This window comes from Labrys miyagiensis, assembly GCF_030160835.1.
GTDB classification, from domain to species: Bacteria; Pseudomonadota; Alphaproteobacteria; order Rhizobiales; family Labraceae; genus Labrys; species Labrys miyagiensis.
On the sequence record NZ_BSPC01000058.1, the window covers coordinates 23,910 to 44,130 of the forward strand.

At 62.3% G+C, this 20,221-nt stretch carries 15 protein-coding genes; all 15 read right to left on the bottom strand.

Features of this window, described 5'->3' with window-relative positions; translation table 11 throughout:
- Positions 1–255: 255 nt before the first annotated feature.
- The 15 genes from QQL24_RS25305 to QQL24_RS25375 all read right to left on the bottom strand — a co-directional run bounded on the left by QQL24_RS25305 (position 256) and on the right by QQL24_RS25375 (position 20,217).
- Positions 256–2,265: an SPFH domain-containing protein gene (locus tag QQL24_RS25305; protein WP_284315074.1), complete on the bottom strand. Its 2,010-nt coding sequence runs from the start codon at positions 2,263–2,265 to the stop codon at positions 256–258.
- 556 nt (positions 2,266–2,821) lie between these two features.
- The gene (locus tag QQL24_RS25310; RefSeq protein WP_284315075.1) at positions 2,822–4,555 is read right to left on the bottom strand and encodes an NAD+ synthase; all 1,734 of its coding nucleotides are present in this window, start codon (positions 4,553–4,555) and stop codon (positions 2,822–2,824) included.
- Between the two features lie 39 nt (positions 4,556–4,594).
- The gene (locus tag QQL24_RS25315; RefSeq protein ID WP_284315076.1) at positions 4,595–4,942 is read right to left on the bottom strand and encodes a diacylglycerol kinase; all 348 of its coding nucleotides are present in this window, start codon (positions 4,940–4,942) and stop codon (positions 4,595–4,597) included.
- An 81-nt stretch (positions 4,943–5,023) separates the two neighbouring features.
- Complete coding sequence (gene mmsB, locus QQL24_RS25320; protein ID WP_284315077.1) at positions 5,024–6,226, bottom strand: multiple monosaccharide ABC transporter permease; 1,203 nt, start codon at positions 6,224–6,226, stop codon at positions 5,024–5,026.
- On the bottom strand, positions 6,226–7,758 hold the full coding sequence (mmsA, locus tag QQL24_RS25325) for a multiple monosaccharide ABC transporter ATP-binding protein (protein ID WP_284315078.1): 1,533 nt from the start codon (positions 7,756–7,758) through the stop codon (positions 6,226–6,228). The genes mmsB and mmsA overlap by 1 nt, the downstream gene beginning before the upstream one ends.
- Positions 7,759–7,931: 173 nt before the next feature.
- Positions 7,932–8,996, bottom strand: a complete 1,065-nt coding sequence (gene chvE, locus QQL24_RS25330; protein ID WP_284315079.1) for a multiple monosaccharide ABC transporter substrate-binding protein — start codon at positions 8,994–8,996, stop codon at positions 7,932–7,934.
- Between the two features lie 254 nt (positions 8,997–9,250).
- The gene (tdh, locus tag QQL24_RS25335) at positions 9,251–10,279 is read right to left on the bottom strand and encodes an L-threonine 3-dehydrogenase (protein WP_284315080.1); all 1,029 of its coding nucleotides are present in this window, start codon (positions 10,277–10,279) and stop codon (positions 9,251–9,253) included.
- A 9-nt stretch (positions 10,280–10,288) separates the two neighbouring features.
- Positions 10,289–10,702, bottom strand: a complete 414-nt coding sequence (locus QQL24_RS25340; protein ID WP_284315081.1) for a type II toxin-antitoxin system VapC family toxin — start codon at positions 10,700–10,702, stop codon at positions 10,289–10,291.
- Positions 10,702–10,953, bottom strand: a complete 252-nt coding sequence (locus QQL24_RS25345; protein WP_284315082.1) for a type II toxin-antitoxin system Phd/YefM family antitoxin — start codon at positions 10,951–10,953, stop codon at positions 10,702–10,704. The genes QQL24_RS25340 and QQL24_RS25345 overlap by 1 nt, the downstream gene beginning before the upstream one ends.
- A 46-nt stretch (positions 10,954–10,999) precedes the next feature.
- Positions 11,000–12,196, bottom strand: coding sequence for a glycine C-acetyltransferase (locus QQL24_RS25350; RefSeq protein WP_284315083.1), 1,197 nt, complete (start codon positions 12,194–12,196; stop codon positions 11,000–11,002).
- Between the two features lie 235 nt (positions 12,197–12,431).
- Positions 12,432–13,352, bottom strand: coding sequence for a polyphosphate kinase 2 (gene ppk2 / locus QQL24_RS25355; protein WP_284315084.1), 921 nt, complete (start codon positions 13,350–13,352; stop codon positions 12,432–12,434).
- Positions 13,353–13,701: 349 nt separating this feature from the next.
- A complete protein-coding gene (locus tag QQL24_RS25360; RefSeq protein ID WP_284315085.1) occupies positions 13,702–14,583 on the bottom strand; it encodes a metallophosphoesterase in 882 nt (293 codons plus the stop codon).
- A 186-nt stretch (positions 14,584–14,769) separates the two neighbouring features.
- Entirely contained in the window at positions 14,770–15,666 is an 897-nt protein-coding gene (locus QQL24_RS25365; protein ID WP_284315086.1) for a metallophosphoesterase, read from the bottom strand.
- A gap of 201 nt (positions 15,667–15,867) precedes the next feature.
- Complete coding sequence (locus QQL24_RS25370) at positions 15,868–17,253, bottom strand: class II 3-deoxy-7-phosphoheptulonate synthase (RefSeq protein WP_284315087.1); 1,386 nt, start codon at positions 17,251–17,253, stop codon at positions 15,868–15,870.
- Positions 17,254–17,388: 135 nt separating this feature from the next.
- Entirely contained in the window at positions 17,389–20,217 is a 2,829-nt protein-coding gene (locus QQL24_RS25375; RefSeq protein ID WP_284315088.1) for an nSTAND1 domain-containing NTPase, read from the bottom strand.
- Positions 20,218–20,221 lie beyond the last annotated feature (4 nt).

Here is a 20,221-nt window from a genome sequence, read left to right on the forward strand (position 1 = left end):
CAGGGCGCGACTGGCCTCCCCCACGAAGGTGGGGGAGGTGGGCCGACGAAGTCGGCTCGGAGGGGGTGTGGCCCGACGAGGACGACAATAAAGGAAAAGGCTCGGATTCTTTTATGAATCAGAGCCCTCTGCTGTTGGGTTACCGCCCGTTGGACCACACCCCCTCAGTCATTGCTTCGCGATGCCCAGCGCACACAAAGTGTGCGCGATACCCCCAGCTTCGTGGGGGAGGCTTTGCGTTGCGCCCTTTCCTCCTCAGTTCGCGCGCTCACCCGCGGGCGCCGCAGGCCGTTGCGGCGTCCCTGTGCGCTCGGCCACCAGCATGGCCAGCAGCATCTCGACGAGGTTGCCGCTGCCCCCTTCGCCCTTGCCGCCGCCCACCATGATATTCGGCACGAGCGGCAGCTTGCCGTTCTCGATGGCTTCGGCGAAGCGCATCAGCACCTGGCTGTTCAACTGGTATTGCGGGCCGCCATAGGCCTGGACCTGCTTGTCCGTCGCCTCGGCCTGGGCGAGACCGATGGCGCGGATCTTGTCGGCATCCGCCGAACCGATGAAGCGGATGCGGTCGGCCTCGCCGCCACCTTCGAGGCGTGCCCGCTCGGCATTGGCCTTGGCGGTGACCTGGATGGTCTCGGCCTCCTGGCGGGTCTGGGCCAGCTTGGCCTTGCCCTCGTTCTCGCGCACCTGGATGGAGAGCGCGGAAGCCGTGATCTGCGTCTGCTGCTCGGCCATGGCCTGCTTTTCGCGCAGCGTTCTTTCCTGCACGGCCGCCACTTCCTGGAGCTTGTAGGTCTCGACCTTCTCCACCGCGATCTGCCGCTCGCGCAGCTGTATCAGGATCTGCTCGATGCCCTGGCCGGTGCCGGCATGCGGCGTGCCGATCAGCACCTCCTGCAGTTCGAGGCTATAGCCCTCGAATTTGGCTCGCATCTCGTCGCCGGACTTCTGCTGGATGTCGCTGCGCTCCTGCAGGAGTTGGATCAGGGTCTTGGTCTGGGCGATGTTCTTGAAATAGGCCGAGACCATCGGGTCGAGGGTCTGCTCGACCAGTTTCTTGATGTCGCCGAAGCGCTGCACCACCAGAGGTGCCTTGCGGTAGTCGATATGCACGACCACTGAGAGCGGCAACAGGGGCTCGAAGGCATCGCGGGTGATCAGGCTGATCTCCGAGAGATTTTCGTCCAGCCGATGCGGGCCGGACTGCTCCTTGGTCCATTTCAGCACGAAATTGGTGGTGGGCACCGCGACGATCTTGCCGGCATAGGTGTTGAAGGCGTATTTGCCCGGCAACAGCGGAGTCGTCCACACGCCGCGATAGCCGGGATCCACCAGTTCGCCATGGCGATAGGCTTCGCCCGACTGGTCGATGCCACGCCGTCCCGTATAGGACACCACGACACCCACCGTGCCGACCTCGATCACCGTCTTGTTGACGAGTTCGACCGTGGCGAAGAGGCGGTTCAGATAATAGCTGCCATCGGCAAGCACCTGATATTGCCGGCCACGATAGCCGCCCGCGCGGAGGAATTTCTCGGTATCCTGGAAATTGTTGTGAAAGTCTGGGTCATTGGTCGCGCTGCCGACAGTGGGTGCGATGATCTCGCCATCGGGCAAGGACGGGCCGTCATGCACGGTGACGACGCCGATGACGTCCTGCGCGTCCTTGATCACCACAGGCTGGAACCCCGACCGCTCGGCGATCAAGGTCGACATGTTCTCGAACAAGGTCTTTTCCGAGGTATTGAGGCGCACGGCATAGATGCTGTCGCGCGTCAGCACCACGAACTGGGCAAGGTTGATGGCATAGGTACCTTCGCGCAGGATCTTGCGCTGCGGACCCTTCTGGCCGCCATTCGAGAGGAAGCCGCGCGCATCCTGGAAATCATTGGCGACTTCGTTGTTGGCGAGCGTCTGGGTCGGCGGCAAGGGCTCACCGTCGCGGGCGAAAACATAGCCGATCTCGCTCTGCGGGATGGTCACCAGCGACACCGGATGGATGCGGAACTGGAAGGGCATGAAGAAGTGGAAGCCGCCGCGCAGCACATCAGGCTGGTAGCCGGCTTCGCCGCGCAGGGCGATGAAACCACTTTGGACGGAGCCGCGGAAGCTCCACAATTTCTCCAGCACGCCGAGCCGGTCATTGGGGATGTAACGGACGATGCCGCTCACCCGCACGAAAAGGGCAATAGCGATGAGAACACCGACGATCTTGGCCAGGAGGAGGATAAGGTCGGCGTGTTCGCCTTGAAGCAAGTCAAGCATGAGCTTGTCCATGGATGGGATGCACGGTGACAGCCTCGGCTTTGCTTCGAGGCGGGGCGCCGGCTGCGGGTCTTACCGTGAGGAAGACAAGCGGCCCGTTTCGCTCGTGACAACACGAACCTGCGATCGGCGTGATCGCGGGCAAGGAATTGTTCGGGCGGGCGTAGATCGGTTGCGAACGCAACCTTTGTGGAAGGTGTTTTGAAAGGACGGTCCTCAAGACCGCTGTGCACAGCCATTTGCGGCGCGCCGTAGAGGAAGGCCTCTGCTCCTTTTCCCGGGTATCTGGGAACCCGGGCCATCTACGTTCCCATTGAGAACGTCAACACAAGTATTTTACCAGCGCGGCGCGTGGATAGAGGCACAATCGGTACAGGTCTGATATGCAATTAGGACATAGCAATAGGATGAGGTTGCGGACGCGTCACTCAACTCTGTGCCGACCTCGAGGGCGGCGCCTCCTCTGGCAGCGTCGTGTTGGTGTGCCGGTCTTCAGACCGGCATGGAACCGCAACGCCACCAGATGAAGCGCCGCCCCAAAGGTCAGTCCGCCAACTCACACGTCGATGGCTTCGACGCTGCTGCCGCTCGCGATCCGGTAAAGCGCGGCATCCGGCTTCAGCCCCGCGCCCTTGTCTCGAAAGCGGTTGGTGATCGGATAGCGCCGGTCGCGGCCGAAATTCTTCTCCGTGACTTTCACGCCCGGCGCGGCCTGGCGGCGCTTGTATTCGGCGAGATAAAGCAGGCGCTCGACCTTGCGCACCGTCTCCTCGTCATGTCCGCGGCCGACGATCTCGGCCACCCGCATCTCCTGCTCGACCAGGCAGCGCAGGATGTCGTCGAGCACATCGTAGGGCGGCAGCGAATCCTGGTCCTTCTGGTTTTCGCGCAGTTCGGCCGTCGGCGCCTTGGTGAGGATGTTCTCGGGAATGACCACGCCCGAAGGGCCCATGGCGTCCACCGGCTTCCAGCGGTTGCGCAGCGCCGAGAGGCGATAGACCTCGGTCTTGTAGAGATCCTTGATCGGGTTGTAGCCGCCGTTCATATCGCCATAGAGCGTGCAATAGCCGACCGACATCTCGGACTTGTTGCCGGTGGTCACTACCATGGCGCCGAACTTGTTGGAGATCGACATCAGGATGGTGCCGCGCGTGCGGCTCTGCATGTTCTCCTCAGCGATGCCGCGGGGAGCGCCCTTGAAGATCGGCTCCAGCACGCTTTCAAGGCCGGTGACGGGCACCTCGATCGGCACCACGTCATAGCGCACGCCGAGCGCGGTGGCGCATTCATAGGCGTCCTTCAGCGATTCCGGCGAGGTGTAGTGGAAGGGCAGCATCACGCAATGCACGCGCTCCCGCCCGAGCGCATCCACGGCCATGGCCGCGACGATGGCCGAATCGATGCCGCCGGAGAGGCCGAGCACCACGCCGGGGAAGCCGTTCTTGTTCACATAGTCGCGCAGGCCCAGCATGCAGGCCTGATAGTCGGCCTCTTCGTCCTCCTCGACCGGCTCGATCGTGCCCTTGTCGCAGCTCCAGCCATTGCCGCGGCGCCGCCAGGTGGTGGTGACCACCGCCTCGCGAAAGGCGGGAAGCTGCACGGCGAGGGTATGGTCGGCATTGATGACGAAGGAGGCGCCGTCGAAGATCACCTCGTCCTGGCCGCCGATCTCGTTGGCATAGGCGATCGGCAGGCCGCTTTCGGCGACGCGCGCCACGGCGACGTTGAGACGCACATCCGACTTGTCGCGATGATAGGGCGAGCCATTGGGCACGAGCAGGATCTCCGCCCCCGTTTCGACCAGACACTCGACGACATCGTGGCCCCAGATGTCCTCACAGATCGGTACGCCCAGGCGCACGCCGCGGAAAGAAATCGGGCCGGGCATGGGTCCCGGCTGGAACACGCGCTTCTCGTCGAACACGCCGTAGTTGGGAAGGTCGTTCTTGAAGCGTACGGCGGCTATGATGCCATTATCGACCAGTGCCACGGCATTGTGCAGCTTGCCCTTCTCGTTCCAGGGCAGGCCGATGAGCGCCGCAGGGCCGCCATCGGCGGTATCGCGGGCAAAATCCTCAAGCGCGGCGCGGCAGGCGTCCTGGTAGGCCGGCTTCAGCACCAGGTCCTCGGGCAGGTAGCCGGAGATGAAGAGCTCGGTGAAGAGGACGAGGTCGGCGCCCTGCTTGTGGGCCTCGGCGCGGGCGGCGCGGGCCTTGGCGACATTGCCGGCGAGATCGCCCAGCGTCGGCTTGAGCTGGGCAATGGCGATACGAAGAATATCGGTGCTCATGATCGATTCTATGAACGAAGAAAACGCTATCGGCCTTCCTTACACCAGCCTTTCGACCAGCGCGACAAGCCAGGTCAGGCCGGCGAGCGTCAACGCCATGAAGACGGCCGCCGAACCGAGATCCTTGACGATACGAATATGGGGATGGGCATCGGGCGTTACATGGTCCGACAGCGCTTCGATCGCGGTGTTGAGCAGCTCGACCATCAGCACGATCAGGAGCACGCCGACCAAAGCGAGGCGTTTCCAGCAATTGTCGGTCAGGAAGAAGCTCACCGGGATGGCGATGAGGAGAACCAACACCTCCTGGCGAACCGCCAGTTCGTAACGCATGGCATGGCTCAGGCCAGCGGCCGAGTTGAAGAAGGCCTTGACGATTCGATCCATTGCCGCGCTCCCCGCCGGGGAACGCGTGTAGCGGGAGAGTACGCAATCGCCAAGTTACGATTGCGTACCCTGAGAGGGGTCTCAGCGCTTCCGCTTGTAGTAGACGTCGAGGCAGACGGCGAAGAGCAGGACGAGGCCCTTGATCCATTTCTGGTCGTCGATGCCGAGGCCGAGAATGGACATGCCGACATTCATCACGCCCATCAGCAAGGCACCGATGACCGCGCCGGTGATCTTGCCGACGCCGCCCGAGGCTGACGCGCCGCCGATGAAGCAGGCCGCGATGACGTCGAGCTCGTAGCCGTCACCGGCCTTGGGAGTCGCCATGCCGCCGAAACGGGAGGTCACGACCATGCCTGCAAGCGCCGCCAGGACGCCCATGTTGAGGAAGGTGAGCAGGATGAGCCGGTTGGTGTTGATGCCCGAGAGCTTGGCCGCCTTCTCGTTGCCACCCAGCGCATAGATGCGACGGCCGATCACCGTGCGGGTGGTCACGAACACATAGAGCAGCGTCAGGACCAGCAAAATGATCAGCACCGTGGGCAGGCCGCGATACTCGGCCAGGAGATAGCCGACGTAAAGCGTGACCGCTGCCATCAGGATGCTGCGGCCGACGAAGATCGTCGAGGGCTCTTCTTCGACACCGTGCTTGATGCGGGTCATCCTTCCCTTGATGTTGAGGATGATGAAAGCCGCGGCGGCAATGACCGCCAGCACGAAGGTGGTCACGTAAAAGCCAGGCACCGCGAAAGGATCGGTGATCCAGCCGGCGCTGAGCTGGTTGAAGGTTGCCGGCAGCGGGCCGACATTGGTGTTGCCGAGCAAACGATAGGTCAGGCCTCGAAACACCAGCATGCCCGCCAGTGTCACGATGAACGAGGGTATGCGCAGATAGGCGATGAAATAGCCTTGCACGCCGCCGATCACGGCGCCGACCGCCAGGGTGAGGATGGCGGCAAGCGGCCAAGGCACGTGGACGTTCACCATCAGCACGGCCGAGACCGCGCCGGTGAAGGCACAGACCGAGCCGACCGACAGATCGATATGCCCCGACACGATCACCAGCATCATGCCGAGCGCCATGACGATGACGTAGCCGTTCTGGTTGGGAATGTTGTTGATGTTCGAGGGCGCCAACATGCGGCCCTCGGTCATGTACTGGAAGAAGCCGACGATGATCAGCAGCGAGATCAGGAGGCCGTAATCTCGGATATTGCTGGAAATGTAATCGACGATGGACTTTCTCGGGGAAGCGGCCTGCGAGACCGTGCTATTCATTGTCATTATTGTCGTCCCTCCGCACGCATGATAGCGCGCATGATCTTTTCTTGTGTTGCCTCGGCGCCAGGAAATTCACCGACGAACCGTCCCCCGTTCATGACGTAGATCCGGTCACACATGCCGAGCAGTTCCGGCATCTCGGACGAAATCATCAGCACGGCTTTGCCTTCGTCAACCATTTGGTTGATGATGCTGTAGATTTCGTATTTGGCGCCGACGTCGATACCGCGCGTCGGCTCGTCAAGGATCAGCAGCTGGGGGTCGGAGAATAGCCATTTGCTGAGCACGACCTTCTGCTGGTTTCCGCCCGATAGGTTCACGGTCTTCTGGAAAACGTTGGGCGAGCGGATGTTCAACTTGCGGCGATACTCATTCGCCACCCGCAATTCCTTGATGTCGTCGATGACGGAGCGGTTGGACACACCCTTCAGATTGCTGAGGGTGATGTTCTTCATGATGTCTTCTTCGAGGACCAGGCCAAGCTGCTTGCGGTCCTCGGTGACATAGGCAAGGCCGTGTTCCAGGGCCTTGGGAATGGTGGAGACGTCCACCGGCTTGCCGTGTATCTGCACCTGCCCGCTGATGCGTTGGCCGTAGGATTGCCCGAAGATGCTCATGGCAAGCTCCGTCCGCCCTGCGCCCATCAGGCCGGAAATGCCGACGACCTCGCCCTTGTTCACGGTAAGGTTCACGCCCTTCACCACCTGGCGGTCGGAATGCTCATGGTGGTAGACAGTCCAGTTGCGCACCTCCAGCACCGGGCCGCCGATGCGCGGCTCGCGCTGGGGATAGCGATCCGCCATCTCGCGGCCGACCATGCCCTTGATGATGCGGTCCTCGCTGATCGCCTCGCTCTTGCAGTCGAGCGTCTCGATGGACGCGCCGTCGCGGATTATGGTGATCTCGTCGCAGACCTTGGAGATCTCGTTGAGCTTGTGCGAGATCAGGATCGAGGAGATGCCCTGGGCCTTGAACTCCAGGAGAAGATCGAGCAGGGCGTCGCTGTCGCTCTCGTTGAGACTGGCCGTCGGCTCGTCGAGGATCAGCAGCTTGACGTTCTTCGACAGCGCCTTGGCGATCTCGACGAGTTGCTGCTTGCCCACGCCGATATTGGTGATCAGCGTATCCGGATGCTCCTTGAGGCCGACCTTGTCCAGCACCTGACGGCTGCGGGCGTAGGTCTGTGGCCAGTCGATCACCCCGCCGGAGGCCTGCTCATTGCCGAGGAACAGGTTTTCAGCGATCGAGAGCAAGGGCACAAGCGCCAGCTCCTGATGGATGATGATGATCCCCAGTTCTTCGGAATGGCGAATGTCCTTGAACCGGCATTCCTGCCCCTGGAACTCGATCTCGCCCTCATAGCTGCCATGCGGATAAACACCGCTGAGCACCTTCATCAGGGTCGACTTGCCGGCGCCGTTCTCGCCGACGATGCCGTGGATCTCCCCTGCGTTTACAGTCAGATTGACGTTGTTGAGCGCCTTGACCCCCGGAAAGGTCTTGGTGATGCCGCGCATTTCGAGAATGGCCGCCATATCGCATAACCTATCAAAAAAGCGGCCGACACGGTCGTGCCAGCCGCCCGATAAACAAGTGTATCTCCCGATCGAGCTGGATCGGAAGATACTCTATCTTTCTGGTTTGACGCATTTCCCTCACGCGAATTGGTATCAACTTCGCTTGAAAATGCCTCGGCGATGGCAGCCGCTTACTTCAGCTTATCTTCGGTGTAGTAGCCACCGTCGACCAGGACCTGCTTCCAGTTGTCCTTCGTCACGAGAACCGGATTGAGCAGATAGGAAGGAACGACCTTCTTGCCGTTGTCGTAGGTCTTGGTGTCATTGATCTCGGGCTTGGAGCCGGAAAGAACGGAGTCGACCATGGTCACAGTAACCTTGGCGAGGTCGCGGGTATCCTTGTAGATGGTCGAATACTGTACGCCGTCACGAATCAGCTTCACAGAAGCCACTTCCGCGTCCTGGCCGGAGACGAATGGCATCGGCTTGTCGCCGGAGCCGTAGCCGGCCGCCTGGAGCGAAGCGATGATGCCGCGCGACAGGCCGTCATAAGGCGACAGAACAGCGTCGACCTTCTTGTCGGTGTAGAAGGCACTCAGGAGGTTGTCCATGCGGGCCTGGGCGACCGAGCCGTCCCAGCGCAGCGTGCCGACCTTGTCCATACCGGCCTGCTTGGACTGCACGACCAGCTTGCCGCTGTCGATATAGGGCTGCAGCACCGACATGGCGCCGTTGTAGAAGAAGAAGGCATTGTTGTCGTCGGGCGAGCCACCGAACAGCTCGATATTGAACGGTCCCTTGCCGTCCTTGAGGCCGAGAGCGGTTTCGAGCGATCCGGCCTGGAGCACGCCGACCTTGAAGTTATCGAAGGTCGCGTAATAGTCGACATTCTCCGAGTTACGGATCAGGCGATCATAGGCGATGATCTTGATGCCCTTGGAGGCTGCTTCCTTGAGCGCGTCGGCCAGCGTCGTGCCGTCGATGGCGGCGATGACCAGAACCTTGTCACCCTTGGTGATCATGTTCTCGATCTGGGCGAGCTGGTTTGGAATATCGTCATCGGCATATTGCAGGTCGGTGGCGTAGCCCTTGGCCTGCAGTTGCTTGACGATGTTGTCGCCGTCGGCGATCCAGCGCTCAGAAGTCTTGGTCGGCATGGCGATGCCCACCGGCCCCTTGTCCTGCGCGAAGGCAGGCGAAGCGATGGCAACCGCGCCGAGGGCGGCGGCCAAAAGCAAGGATTTCAGAATTTTCACGTCTCTCTCCCAAGTTGACGTTTATCGACCGCAATCGCCTTGCATATGAAAACGATTACGTCCAGCTGGTTTTACCATGCGCCCCGAGGCGAGAAAGACCGAGCTACGCGCCGGATTGATAAGAGCTTTCCGAGGCTTGTCAATTGGTATTACAAATCCGAAAGGTGTTGGTCGCTGTTCCGCCAACAGAAAATCGGTTTACCCACAGCGGACCGGGAGTCATCCACAACCTTGACGGGCAACGGCGTGCCTTTTCAGCTCCAGTCGAGCACGATCTTGCCGCACTCCCCGCGCGACATGATCTCGAATCCCTCGAGATAATCGGCGACCTTCAGGCGATGGGTGATGACCGGGCGGACGTTGAGGCCGCTCTGCAACATGGCCAGCATCTTGTGCCAGGTCTCGAACATCTCGCGGCCATAGATGCCCTTGATGGTCAGCATCTTGAAGACGATCTTGTTCCAGTCGACGGCGAAGGGCGTGGCGGGAATGCCGAGCATGGCGATCTTCGAACCCATCAGCATGACGTCGAGCATCTGCTGGAAGGCCACCGGCGCCCCGCTCATCTCCAGGCCGACGTCGAAGCCTTCCTTCATCTTCAGGCGGGCCATCACGTCGCGCAGATCCTCCTTGGCGACGTTCACCGGCACGATGTCGGCAACCTTGGCGGCAAGCTCGAGCCGCACCGGATTGATGTCGGTGATCACCACATGCCGCGCGCCGGCATGGCGGGCAACGGCGCCCGCCATGATGCCGATCGGCCCGGCACCGGTGATCAGCACGTCCTCGCCGACGAGATCGAAGGAGAGCGCCGTATGCACGGCATTGCCCAGCGGATCGAGGATGGCACCGAGCTCGTCGTCGACCTCCTCGGGCAGGGGCACGATGTTGAAGGCAGGCACCTTCACATATTCGGCGAAGGCGCCGGGCATGTTGACGCCGATGCCGCGCGTGTCGGGATCGAGATGGAAGCGCCCTGCCCGCGTGGCGCGGCTCTTCATACCGATGACGTGCCCCTCGCCCGAGACGCGCTCGCCGATCTTGAGGCTGTGCACGGCCGAACCGATCTCGACGATCTCACCGGCATATTCATGGCCGACCACCATGGGCACGGGCACGGTCTTCTGCGCCCAGGCATCCCATTTGTAGATATGGATGTCGGTGCCGCAGATGCCGGTCTTGTGCACCTTCACCAGCACGTCGTTGGGGCCGAGGGTGGGCGTCGGCTCATTGTCCGAAAACCAGATGCCGGGCTCCGGCTTGGACTTGACGAGGGCTTTCATGCGAGGCTTTCAGGCTTGCCAGGGGTTGAGGACGCGTACGCCCATGGGCAGAAAATCAGAAACGTTGCGGGTCGCAACCGTGAGCTGGTGCTCGAGCGCAGTTGCGGCAATTAGTGAATCCGTGACGGGTCGGGGATCCGGCACATGCAATGCGGCGCACCGCAAGGCAATGCTGGTGCTCACATCGAAAATTCGATCCGCAAAGGCTTTGAGCACAAATTTTTCGATCCACCGGTTCAGATCGCCTCCCTGTCGCGGATCGCGGCGCGCCACGCGCAAGGCGCCAAACTTCATTTCGTAAACACTCAGCACGGAAAGATACATTTCTTCCGGCGGGGTCGCCTGCACCCAACCCTTGAAAGTAGGATCCGCCTTGTCAGGCCGACGCAACGCTGACAACACGTTCGTATCGATGAGATACATCAATCAAACTCGACGGACCGAGGTCCGCTGTCCTGCAAACGGGGTGGATCGAAATCGAAGTCGCCTGCCTCGGGATCATAGAGCAGATCGAACATGGTCAGCCCATTCGTCCCAGATTTGCGATAATCCTCATATTTCAACAGAACATAGGCGGGCCGCCCCCGGTCGGTGACGATCACGGGCCCCTCCTCGGCCGCGCGCTTGGCCTTGCCGATATCGTGATTGAATTCCCGGCTTGTCATATGTTTCATGAGATGCCTCCGCGGCTAATGTAGTTACAATACTACATAGTGCAAGTCAGATCACGCCCAAAGCCTTTCCGGCATCGGTGAAGGCGTCGATGGCAAAGTCGATATCGGCATCGGTGAGCCCCGCCGACATCTGGGTGCGGATGCGCGCCCTGCCCTTCGGCACAACCGGGAAGAAGAAGCCGGCGACATAGACGCCGCGCTCATCGAGCGCCTTCGCCATGTCCTGGGCGCGGCGGGCATCGTGCAGCATCACCGGGATGATCGGCGTCTCGCCCTGCAGCAGCTCAAAACCGGCTTTTTCGAGGCCGGCACGGAAGCGCCTGGTGTTGGCGAACAGGCGCTCACGCAAATCATCGCCTTTTTTCGCCAGTTCGATCGCCTTCATGGAACCGGCGGCGACCGGCGGAGCCAGCGAATTGGAGAAGAGATAGGGCCGGGCACGCTGGCGCAGGAGATCGATGATCGGCTGGCTGGCGGCGACATAGCCGCCCATCGCTCCGCCCAGCGCCTTGCCGAGCGTGCCGGTGAGGATATCGACCTTGTCCTCCACGCCGGCGCGGGCCGGCGTGCCCCTGCCCTCCGGGCCGATGAAGCCGGTGGCGTGGCAATCGTCCACCATCACGTTGGCGCCATAGCGGCCGGCAAGATCGGTGAGCGATTTGAGGTCGGCGAGATAGCCGTCCATCGAGAACACGCCGTCGGTGGCGATGACGATGTGGCGGGCGTTGTCGGCCTTGGCCTGCTTGAGCTGGACCTCGAGGTCGTTCATGTCGCCATTGGCGAAACGGTAGCGCTTGGCCTTGCACAGGCGCACGCCGTCGATGATCGAGGCGTGGTTGAGGCTGTCGGAGACGATGGCGTCCTCGGCGCCGAGCAGCGGCTCGAACACGCCGCCATTGGCATCGAAGCAGGCGGCAAAGAGAATGGCGTCGTCCTTGTTGAGGTAGCGGGCGATGGTGCGTTCGAGCTCGCGATGCAGGGTCTGCGTACCGCAGATGAAGCGCACCGAGGCCATGCCGAAGCCGTGGCCATCCATCGCGGCCTTGGCCGTCGCGATGATTTCGGCATTGTCGGCCAGGCCAAGATAGTTGTTGGCGCACAGATTGAGCATCGGCCGCTGCCTGCCGTTGGCGGCCACCTCGATGCGCGCCCGCTGCGGTCCGGCGATCTCGCGCTCGCGCTTGGTGAGCCCGTCCGCCTCGATTTCGGCGAGGGTGGATTTGACGTGATCGAGCAGCGGCATCGGAATCGTCCCTCTGGAATCGGAGGGCAACAGGCCTAAGCCAAAACCGGTCGCGCTTCAAATGATGAGACCATGCCAAAAGAGCATGGGGAGCGTGTCGTCCCGGACAAGCGGTGCTGCAAGGCAGCACGGCGCCGATCCGGGACCGCACGACGAATAGAGCCTGATCTTGATGGCGGTCCCGTGTCTGCGAAGCAGCACTTCGCGCTGCATCGCGCACGGGATGACCAGCCCCTCAATACACCTTCGGCACATACATCTCCGACGGCACGGGGTGCCTCACATAGTCCTCATGGCGCTCGCGCGGCGGCAGGATCACCGGCGGATGCTCAACGTCGCCATAGGGAACCTGCGACAGCAGATGCGTGATGCAGTTGAGGCGCGCGCGCTTCTTGTCCACGGCCTCCACCACCCACCAGGGCGCCTCGGGGATATGGGTACGCTCCAGCATCACTTCCTTGGCGCGGGTATAGTCTTCCCAGCGGCGGCGGGATTCGACGTCCATGGGGCTCAGCTTCCACTGCTTCAGCGGATCATGGATACGCATGTTGAAGCGGAAGGCCTGCTCGTCGTCGGTGATCGAGAACCAGTACTTCAGGAGGATGATGCCCGAACGCACCAGCATGCGCTCGAATTCCGGCACCGAGCGAAAGAATTCCTCATATTCGGCATCGGTGCAGAAGCCCATGACATGCTCGACGCCGGCACGGTTGTACCAGCTGCGATCGAACAGGACCATTTCCCCTGCGGCCGGCAGATGGGCGGCGTAGCGCTGGAAATACCATTGGGTACGCTCGCGCTCATTGGGGGCGGGCAGCGCGGCGACGCGGCAGACACGTGGATTGAGGCGCTGGGTAATCCGCTTGATCACGCCACCCTTGCCGGCCGAGTCGCGCCCCTCAAAGAGCACGACCACGCGCAGCTTCTGGTGTTGGATCCAGTCCTGCAGGTTGACGAGTTCATGCTGCAGGCGAAACAGCTCGCGGAAATAGACCTTGCGGTCGAGCGTATCCGCTTCCTCATAACCGGGGATTTCCGAGACGATGTGGTCGAGGCGCGCCTCCTCCAACTCCAGTTCCAACTCCTCGTCATAGCCATCGGCGATTTCCTGATGGATGCGGTCGAGAGACAGCTTCGTCTCGTCTGGTGTTGTCATGGGAGTGCTCCTGCGCAAATCCTGATGGGCTTCAGGCGCTATTCGCCCATACTGCGATGATGGCCCTATTGCAGGATTATTTCACTTATGTGACAGGCGATTCCATCCCTTCCTCGCCTGCCTCACGTCGACTCACCCCGCCTTGAGCCATTCCACCGCGCGATGGGCGATCGCCATGGCCGGGGCGTTGGTGTTGCCGCTGACGGTCTCGGGCATCACGGACCAATCGAGATATCACATATAGCCCGCGGGCGTATGCATGATCGCGTTCATGTGCGCGGGCCCGAACTCCAGCGCATTTATCTGACGAGTTCGCGGTCTTTCACAACCTTGTACGGGTTGCAACTTTCTAAGCGGTTGCCGCAGGATTTGCCCCCAGGGTGATCATCACGATCTCGGGCGGCACGCCGAAGCGCATGGGGATGCCGGTGGTGCCCAGGCCGCCGGAGACAATGAGGTGCCTGTCGTTCTCGATGATATGGCCATAGCGAAAGCGTGTGCCATAGCGCGAGGGCACTATGAGCGGTCCGTAGCCAGGGAGGAGGATCTGGCCACCATGGGTGTGACCGCTGATCGTCAGGGCGACACGGTCCGGCACATCGACGAAAATGTCAGGCTCATGGGCGAGCAGGATAGCGGGTGCGTCGTCGCCGATCTGTTTCAGCGTGCCCGGCAGGTCGTCATGCCCGCGCCCTGGATCCCAGCGGCCGCCATCGCCGAACTGGTCGCCGAGGCCGAGCAGCCAGAACGGCCTGCCATCCTTGACGATGCGGCGGGCGACATTCTCCATCACGGGAATGCCGTGGGCGGCGAAGCCCTGGCGGACATTGTTGCCGTCATTGTTCCCGATATCGTGATTGCCGAGCACGGCGTAGGTGCCGAGTGGCGCCTGCAATTGCGAGAGAACCTTGCCGCAATCGAACATCGAAACCCAAGAGCCGACCTTGAAGCGGGACATGCCAGCCTCGTAGTCGCCGGCCAGCAGCACGATATCCGGCTGCAGCATATTGGTCGCCCGCACGATCTCCGCGATATGGGCGGTGGTCATCCAGGGGTTGATGGCGTGGATATCGGCGATCACCGCAATCCTGAGCCGCAAATCGGCGGGCCACTGCCGGGGCGAGACCTTATAATTGGTCACGATGAGGCGCTGGGGCTCCGCCAGGGCGTAGCCGCCGAACAGGAAGGGCGTGGCAAGACCGGCCTTGAGGAGATGGCGTCGGGTGATCATTCAGACTTCCAGTAAACTGCCCGGCTTCCAGGGCGCCGCGATTCAACCGTTTCCTCACGGCAATTCCGAGGCGGAGCCATGCAGAAGCCGTGAAATAATGATGCAGCGCAGCAATTATAAGGCACTGCATAATGGCGGCAATGGCAAGGAGCCTCAGCGTCGCACGCGTAGCGCATGGTATTGCTGCTAGGCTGCAACCGCGCCGGCAGGCCCGAGCGTGATCAGCACGATCTCCGGAGGCACGCCGAATCGGATGGGAATGCCCGTCATGCCGAGCCCTGCTGAGACCACCAGATGCCTGTCGTCCTCGACAACATGGCCATAGGCGTAGCGCCTGCCATAGCGCGAAGGGATCGAGCGCGGACCGTAGAAGGGAATTTTGACCTGGCCGCCATGGGTATGGCCGCTGATGGTCAGCGCGATGCGCCGCTGGCGGTCGAGGCGCGGGAGATCGGCGAAGATGTCGGGCTCATGCGCGAGGAGGATGGCCGGTGCCTCGTCGGACACGCGATCGAGCGTTGCCGGGAGATCATCGAGGCCGCGACCGCCCCGCCCGCCCCACTGATCGCCGAGCCCGAGCAGCCAGAACGGCTTGCCGTCCTTTTCAAGGCGCAGCGCCTCATTCTCCATCACCCGAATGCCGTGGACGGGAAAGGCGCGGCGGACATTCTCGCCCCAGTTGCCGCGCCGGCCAACATCGTGATTGCCAAGCACGGCATGCACGCCGAGCGGGGCCTCGAGGATCGAAAGCGCCTCGGCGCAGTCCTCCATCGAGACATAGGAGCCGATGCCATAGGGCGGCATGCTGGCCTCGTAATCGCCGGCCAGCAGCACGATGTCCGGTTTCAAGGCATTGGTCACAGCCGCGATGCTGGCGATATGCGCCGGGCTCATCCAGGGGTTCATGGCGTGGATATCGGCCACCACCGCAATGCGCAGGGACAGCCCGGCCGGCCAGCGATCCGGCGTGATCCGGTACGGCGTCACGACCAGGCGAAGGGGCTCGACGCCGAAGGCATAGCCGCCGAACAGCAAGGGTGTGGCGAGGCCGACGGAGAGGAGAAAGCGGCGGCGTGAAAGCATGAGGACCCGGACCAGGACTTGACCGGGCTACACTCCCTCAGCCGCGTGACGGCCTGACGATGAACTTGTGCAGGATCGAAGGAAAGCCTGTGTCGAGGAGGCACAGGTTCGGTGTGCCGGTCTTCAGACCGGCGCAGGATCTCAACTTCTCCCAGAAAGTGCGATGCTTCCATGCCGGTCCGAAGACCGGCACACCGAACCTCATTCTGCTGCGATGATGCGCGGCCTCACCTGGCCGGAGCGCTCCTTCTTGACCAGTTCGGCCACCATGAACGCCACCTCCAGCGCCTGGTCCGCGTTGAGGCGCGGGTCGCAATGGGTGTGGTAGCGATCGGCGAGGTCCGCCTCGCTGACGGCGCGGGCGCCGCCGGTGCATTCCGTGACGTTCTTGCCGGTCATCTCCAGATGCAGGCCGCCGGCATAGCTGCCCTCCGCCTCATGAACTGCGAAGAAGCTCTTGATCTCACCGGTGATCTGGTCGAACGGCCGCGTCTTGTAGCCATTGGTGGCCTTGACGGTGTTGCCGTGCATGGGATCGCAGGACCATACCACGGTGCGCCCCTCGCGCTTCACGGCGCGGATCAGCTCGGGCAGGTGCTGCTCGACCTTGTCGTGGCCGAAGCGGGCGATCAGCGTCAGGCGGCCGGCCTCGTTGTCCGGGTTCAGCACATCGATGAGCCTGATCAACTCGTCCGGCTTCAGCGAGGGGCCGCATTTCAGGCCGATCGGGTTCTTCACGCCACGGAAGAACTCGACATGGGCATGGTCGAGCTGGCGCGTGCGGTCTCCGATCCAGATGAAATGGCCGGAGGTGGCGTAGGGATCGCCCGAGGTGGAATCGATGCGCGTCATCGCCTGTTCGAAGCCGAGCAGCAGCGCCTCGTGGCTGGTATAGAAATCCGTCACCCGCATTTCCGGATGCAGCTCGGGATCGATGCCGCAGGCACGCATGAAGTCGAGCGTCTCGGAAATGCGGCCGGCGAGCGCCTGGTATTTCGAGCTCTGCGGCGAATCCTTGACGAAGCCGAGCATCCACTGATGCACATGGGCAAGGTTGGCATAGCCGCCGCCGGCAAAGGCGCGCAGCAGATTGAGCGTGGCAGCCGACTGGCGATAGGCCTCCAGTTGACGGCGCGGATCGGGAATGCGGGCCTCGGCGGTGAACTCGGTGCCGTTGACGATGTCGCCGCGATAGACGGGCAGTTCGACATCGCCGATCTTCTCCATCGGCGCGGAGCGCGGCTTGGCGAACTGGCCGGCGATGCGGCCGACCTTCACCACCGGCGAGGAACCGGCAAAGGTGAGCACCACGGCCATCTGCAGGAAGACGCGGAAGAAGTCGCGGATATTGTCGGCGCCATGCTCGGCGAAGCTCTCGGCGCAGTCACCGCCCTGCAGGAGGAAGGCCTCGCCCTTCGCCACCTTGGCGAGATCGCGCTTGAGCTTGCGCGCTTCGCCGGCAAAGACCAGCGGCGGGAAGGTGGCAAGCGTCGCCTCGACATCGCTGAGCGCCTTCTCGTCGGGATAGGCGGGCGCCTGCTGGATCGGCTTGGAACGCCAGCTCTGCGGGGTCCAACGCTCGGACATAACTCAATATCCTGTCTTGGGGCCGGCCGGGCCGGCGAAGGCGGGTTCTATACGCGTACGCGGCCAAGAAAACCAGTGTCGAAAACCAGCGTTGAGGCGCCTCTCTCATGCGCCTATTTGCGAGGATCCTGCCGTTCAATTATCCGGCACAGATGCCGGTGCAGCGGGTGCGGGCGGGTTCTGGCGGGCCGCCTCGACCGCAGCGAGCTTGCTCTCGGCCGTCTTGAGCTGCTGGAGCCAGACCGGGCTGCCGGGAGACTTGCTCGTCAGATCGCGCCAGATGACCACGGCCTGGCGATAGTGATTGGCCGCATCTTCGAGGTTGCCCTGGTCGGCGAGCACGGCCGCGATGCGGCTGTGGCTGTTGGCAAGCTGGAGGCCCCAGAAGGTGTTTTTCGGATCCTTCTGGTAAATCCTGGCAACGATGTCGAGGGCACTGCCATAGCTCTGCAGGGCATCGTTGGGGAGTGCCATCGCCTTCAATACATCCCCACGGGTTCGATAGGAGCCTGCGAGATTGGACGAGATGACCTTGTCGTCTGCGTGCCGGGTGAGGAGATCCTTCTGAATGGCGATCGCGGCATCGGTATTCCGAAGCGCGCCCTTCAGATCGGGCGTCGCAGGCTTGAGGAGAAGCGTCGCCATCTTGGACTGCGTGGAAGCAAGAGAGGCTTTCCAATTGTCATTGGCCGGTTGCGCGACAACGAGCTTGCCGGCGTTGTCGAGCGCATCGCCATATTGTGCCCGCGCGCCATCCAGATCGCCCAACAGCATCAGCGTCTCTCCGACCTTGTTGGTGACAAAAGTGACATTGTCGGCAAATTTCCCGTCGCCCGGGTTCTCCACGGCGAGCTGGCGGCCGATGTCCTGGGCCTGCTGATAAAGCGGCAGCACCTTCTTCAGGCTATCGGAGGAGTAGTTCAGGCTGGTGGTGGCGTCCGCAAGGCGGAACAAGCTCGAATAGAGCAGAATCTGATATTTCTGCTCGTGCGGCTCGGCCTGGACATACCCTCCCGCGGCCAAGCTCACGCGCTGGGCGATATCATAGGCCTTCTGATTGTTGCCCAGCGACTTCAGCGCATCGGATATGGTGAGCAAAAGTCCGAGTTTCTGCGTCGCGCCAAGGGGTGTCAGTTCGGGCAGGTCTTCGGCCGCCTCCTGGATACTCTTGAGCATAGCAGCGGCGCTCTCGGTGGTCACGGCGCCGCGCTGATAGGAATCGGAGATGGCGTTGATGGCAACGGACATCGCCAGTCCAGCTGCCTCGGCCTGTTTCTTCGCCACCGTCGCGGCCGCGTCGGCGCGCCGATATTGAGTCCAGATGAAGACACTGGCTCCGCCGACCAGGATCAAAGCCGCGCAAACGCCGCCCAGAACGGCACGGAGCTTGCGCGTACGCTTCTGTTCCACCTTGTCGGCTAATCGGCGCTCTTCTTCCTCGTCGCGGAGACGCAGGCTCTGCTTGATGAGGCGGTCGACGGCATCGCGATCCCCGCCCCAGCGCTCGGTCCAGGCCTGCGTGCGTGGCCGCTTCTTCCACCATTTCGCGAACCGGTCGACCTGATCGGACGGGATCCTGGCTTGATCCGGCTGATCATTGTCGACCATCGACAGCAGAACCTGATAGAGCTGCCCGTCGCGCCGCTCCTCCCGGAGCCAGCCGGCCGCCCGGAGGTCGTCCCGTTCCCCAGTAGCCCCGGGCTCGCCGCTCACCTTTTCCCAGCCGCGCAGCAGGGCTTCATGGCCGACATCGATGCGTGTGTGCGGCGCCAGTTCCTGCACCATGGACAATGGAGGCGTCAGGAAGGAGCAATCATCGGCGCGCAAGCGGTCGACCACCTTGCGTACATCCGCCTCCTCGTCTCCCGTTTCTGCAACGAGGCGCTCAAACGGCAGGGCGCGGCGTGTTATCCGTCCCTGCTGATCGAACTCGCACAGCGCACGAAAGACATGCTCCACTGTGGCGGTGAGATTGGGCAGATCCTTCTCCAGGATCTCGTTGGCATGTCCCGACAGCGCTCCTGCCAGTCCGCCTATCTGCCCATACATGGGCAGCGTGATCTGTCGACCGGAAGATCCATCCCGTCCCTGCGCTCGACCGGCGCATTCCCACAGGCACAGCAAGCAGTGCTGCAGCACGGGGAGTTGATCGAGTTCGTCATCGCTGTCGTTGAGCAGCCGCTCCACGAGCACGGCGTCGATGCTGCCGTCGGCCTTGGCGATGGGATTGCGTATGGTCGCCTCGCGCTGCGAACGATCAAGGGCGGGCGCGAGGAATTGCGCCGCACTTACAGCCTCGGGAAGCCCGTGGAAGCGCGAACAATCGCCTATGAAATCCGAGCGCATCGTGAGAAGAACCCGGATATCGTAATCGGGACAGCGGCTCGCCTCCAGCAGCAACTGGACAAAATGGGCGGCCTCGTCTCGCTGGCGCGCCTCCTCGGAACGATCCCGCCCGGCCAGCGAGGTCGAAAAGCGGAACAGCTCTTCGAACTGGTCGATCAACAGGAGGATCGAACGGTCGCCGGCACCGGGAATCTCGGCCAGTGCATCGACAATTCCGTAGCTCGATGCGCGCAGCCGATAGGCGATGCGGTCCATGCGGGCTGTCGCGATGGCCTGCTCGTCCTGTGTGGAGAGGTCGGCGGCGATCTTGCAGAACATCTTGATGAGGCGCTCAAGCGGCGCGTCCCCGGGGCGCATCTCCTTGTAGATCCAGTTGCGCCCGCCACTCTCGCCGGCTTCCTTGGCAAGGAGCGGCAACAGGCCGGCACGCACCAGCGAGGATTTTCCGCTTCCCGAACTGCCCACCACGGTTGAGAAATGGCTGCGGGTGACAAGGCGATAAAGCGCGTAGACTTGGTTCTCGCGGCCGAAGAAATAGTCATGGTCGGCAGCATCGAACGGCCGTAATCCCGGGAAGGGACGTTCCTTCGAAAGTCCGGATCCTTCCAAACTGGCCATTTCT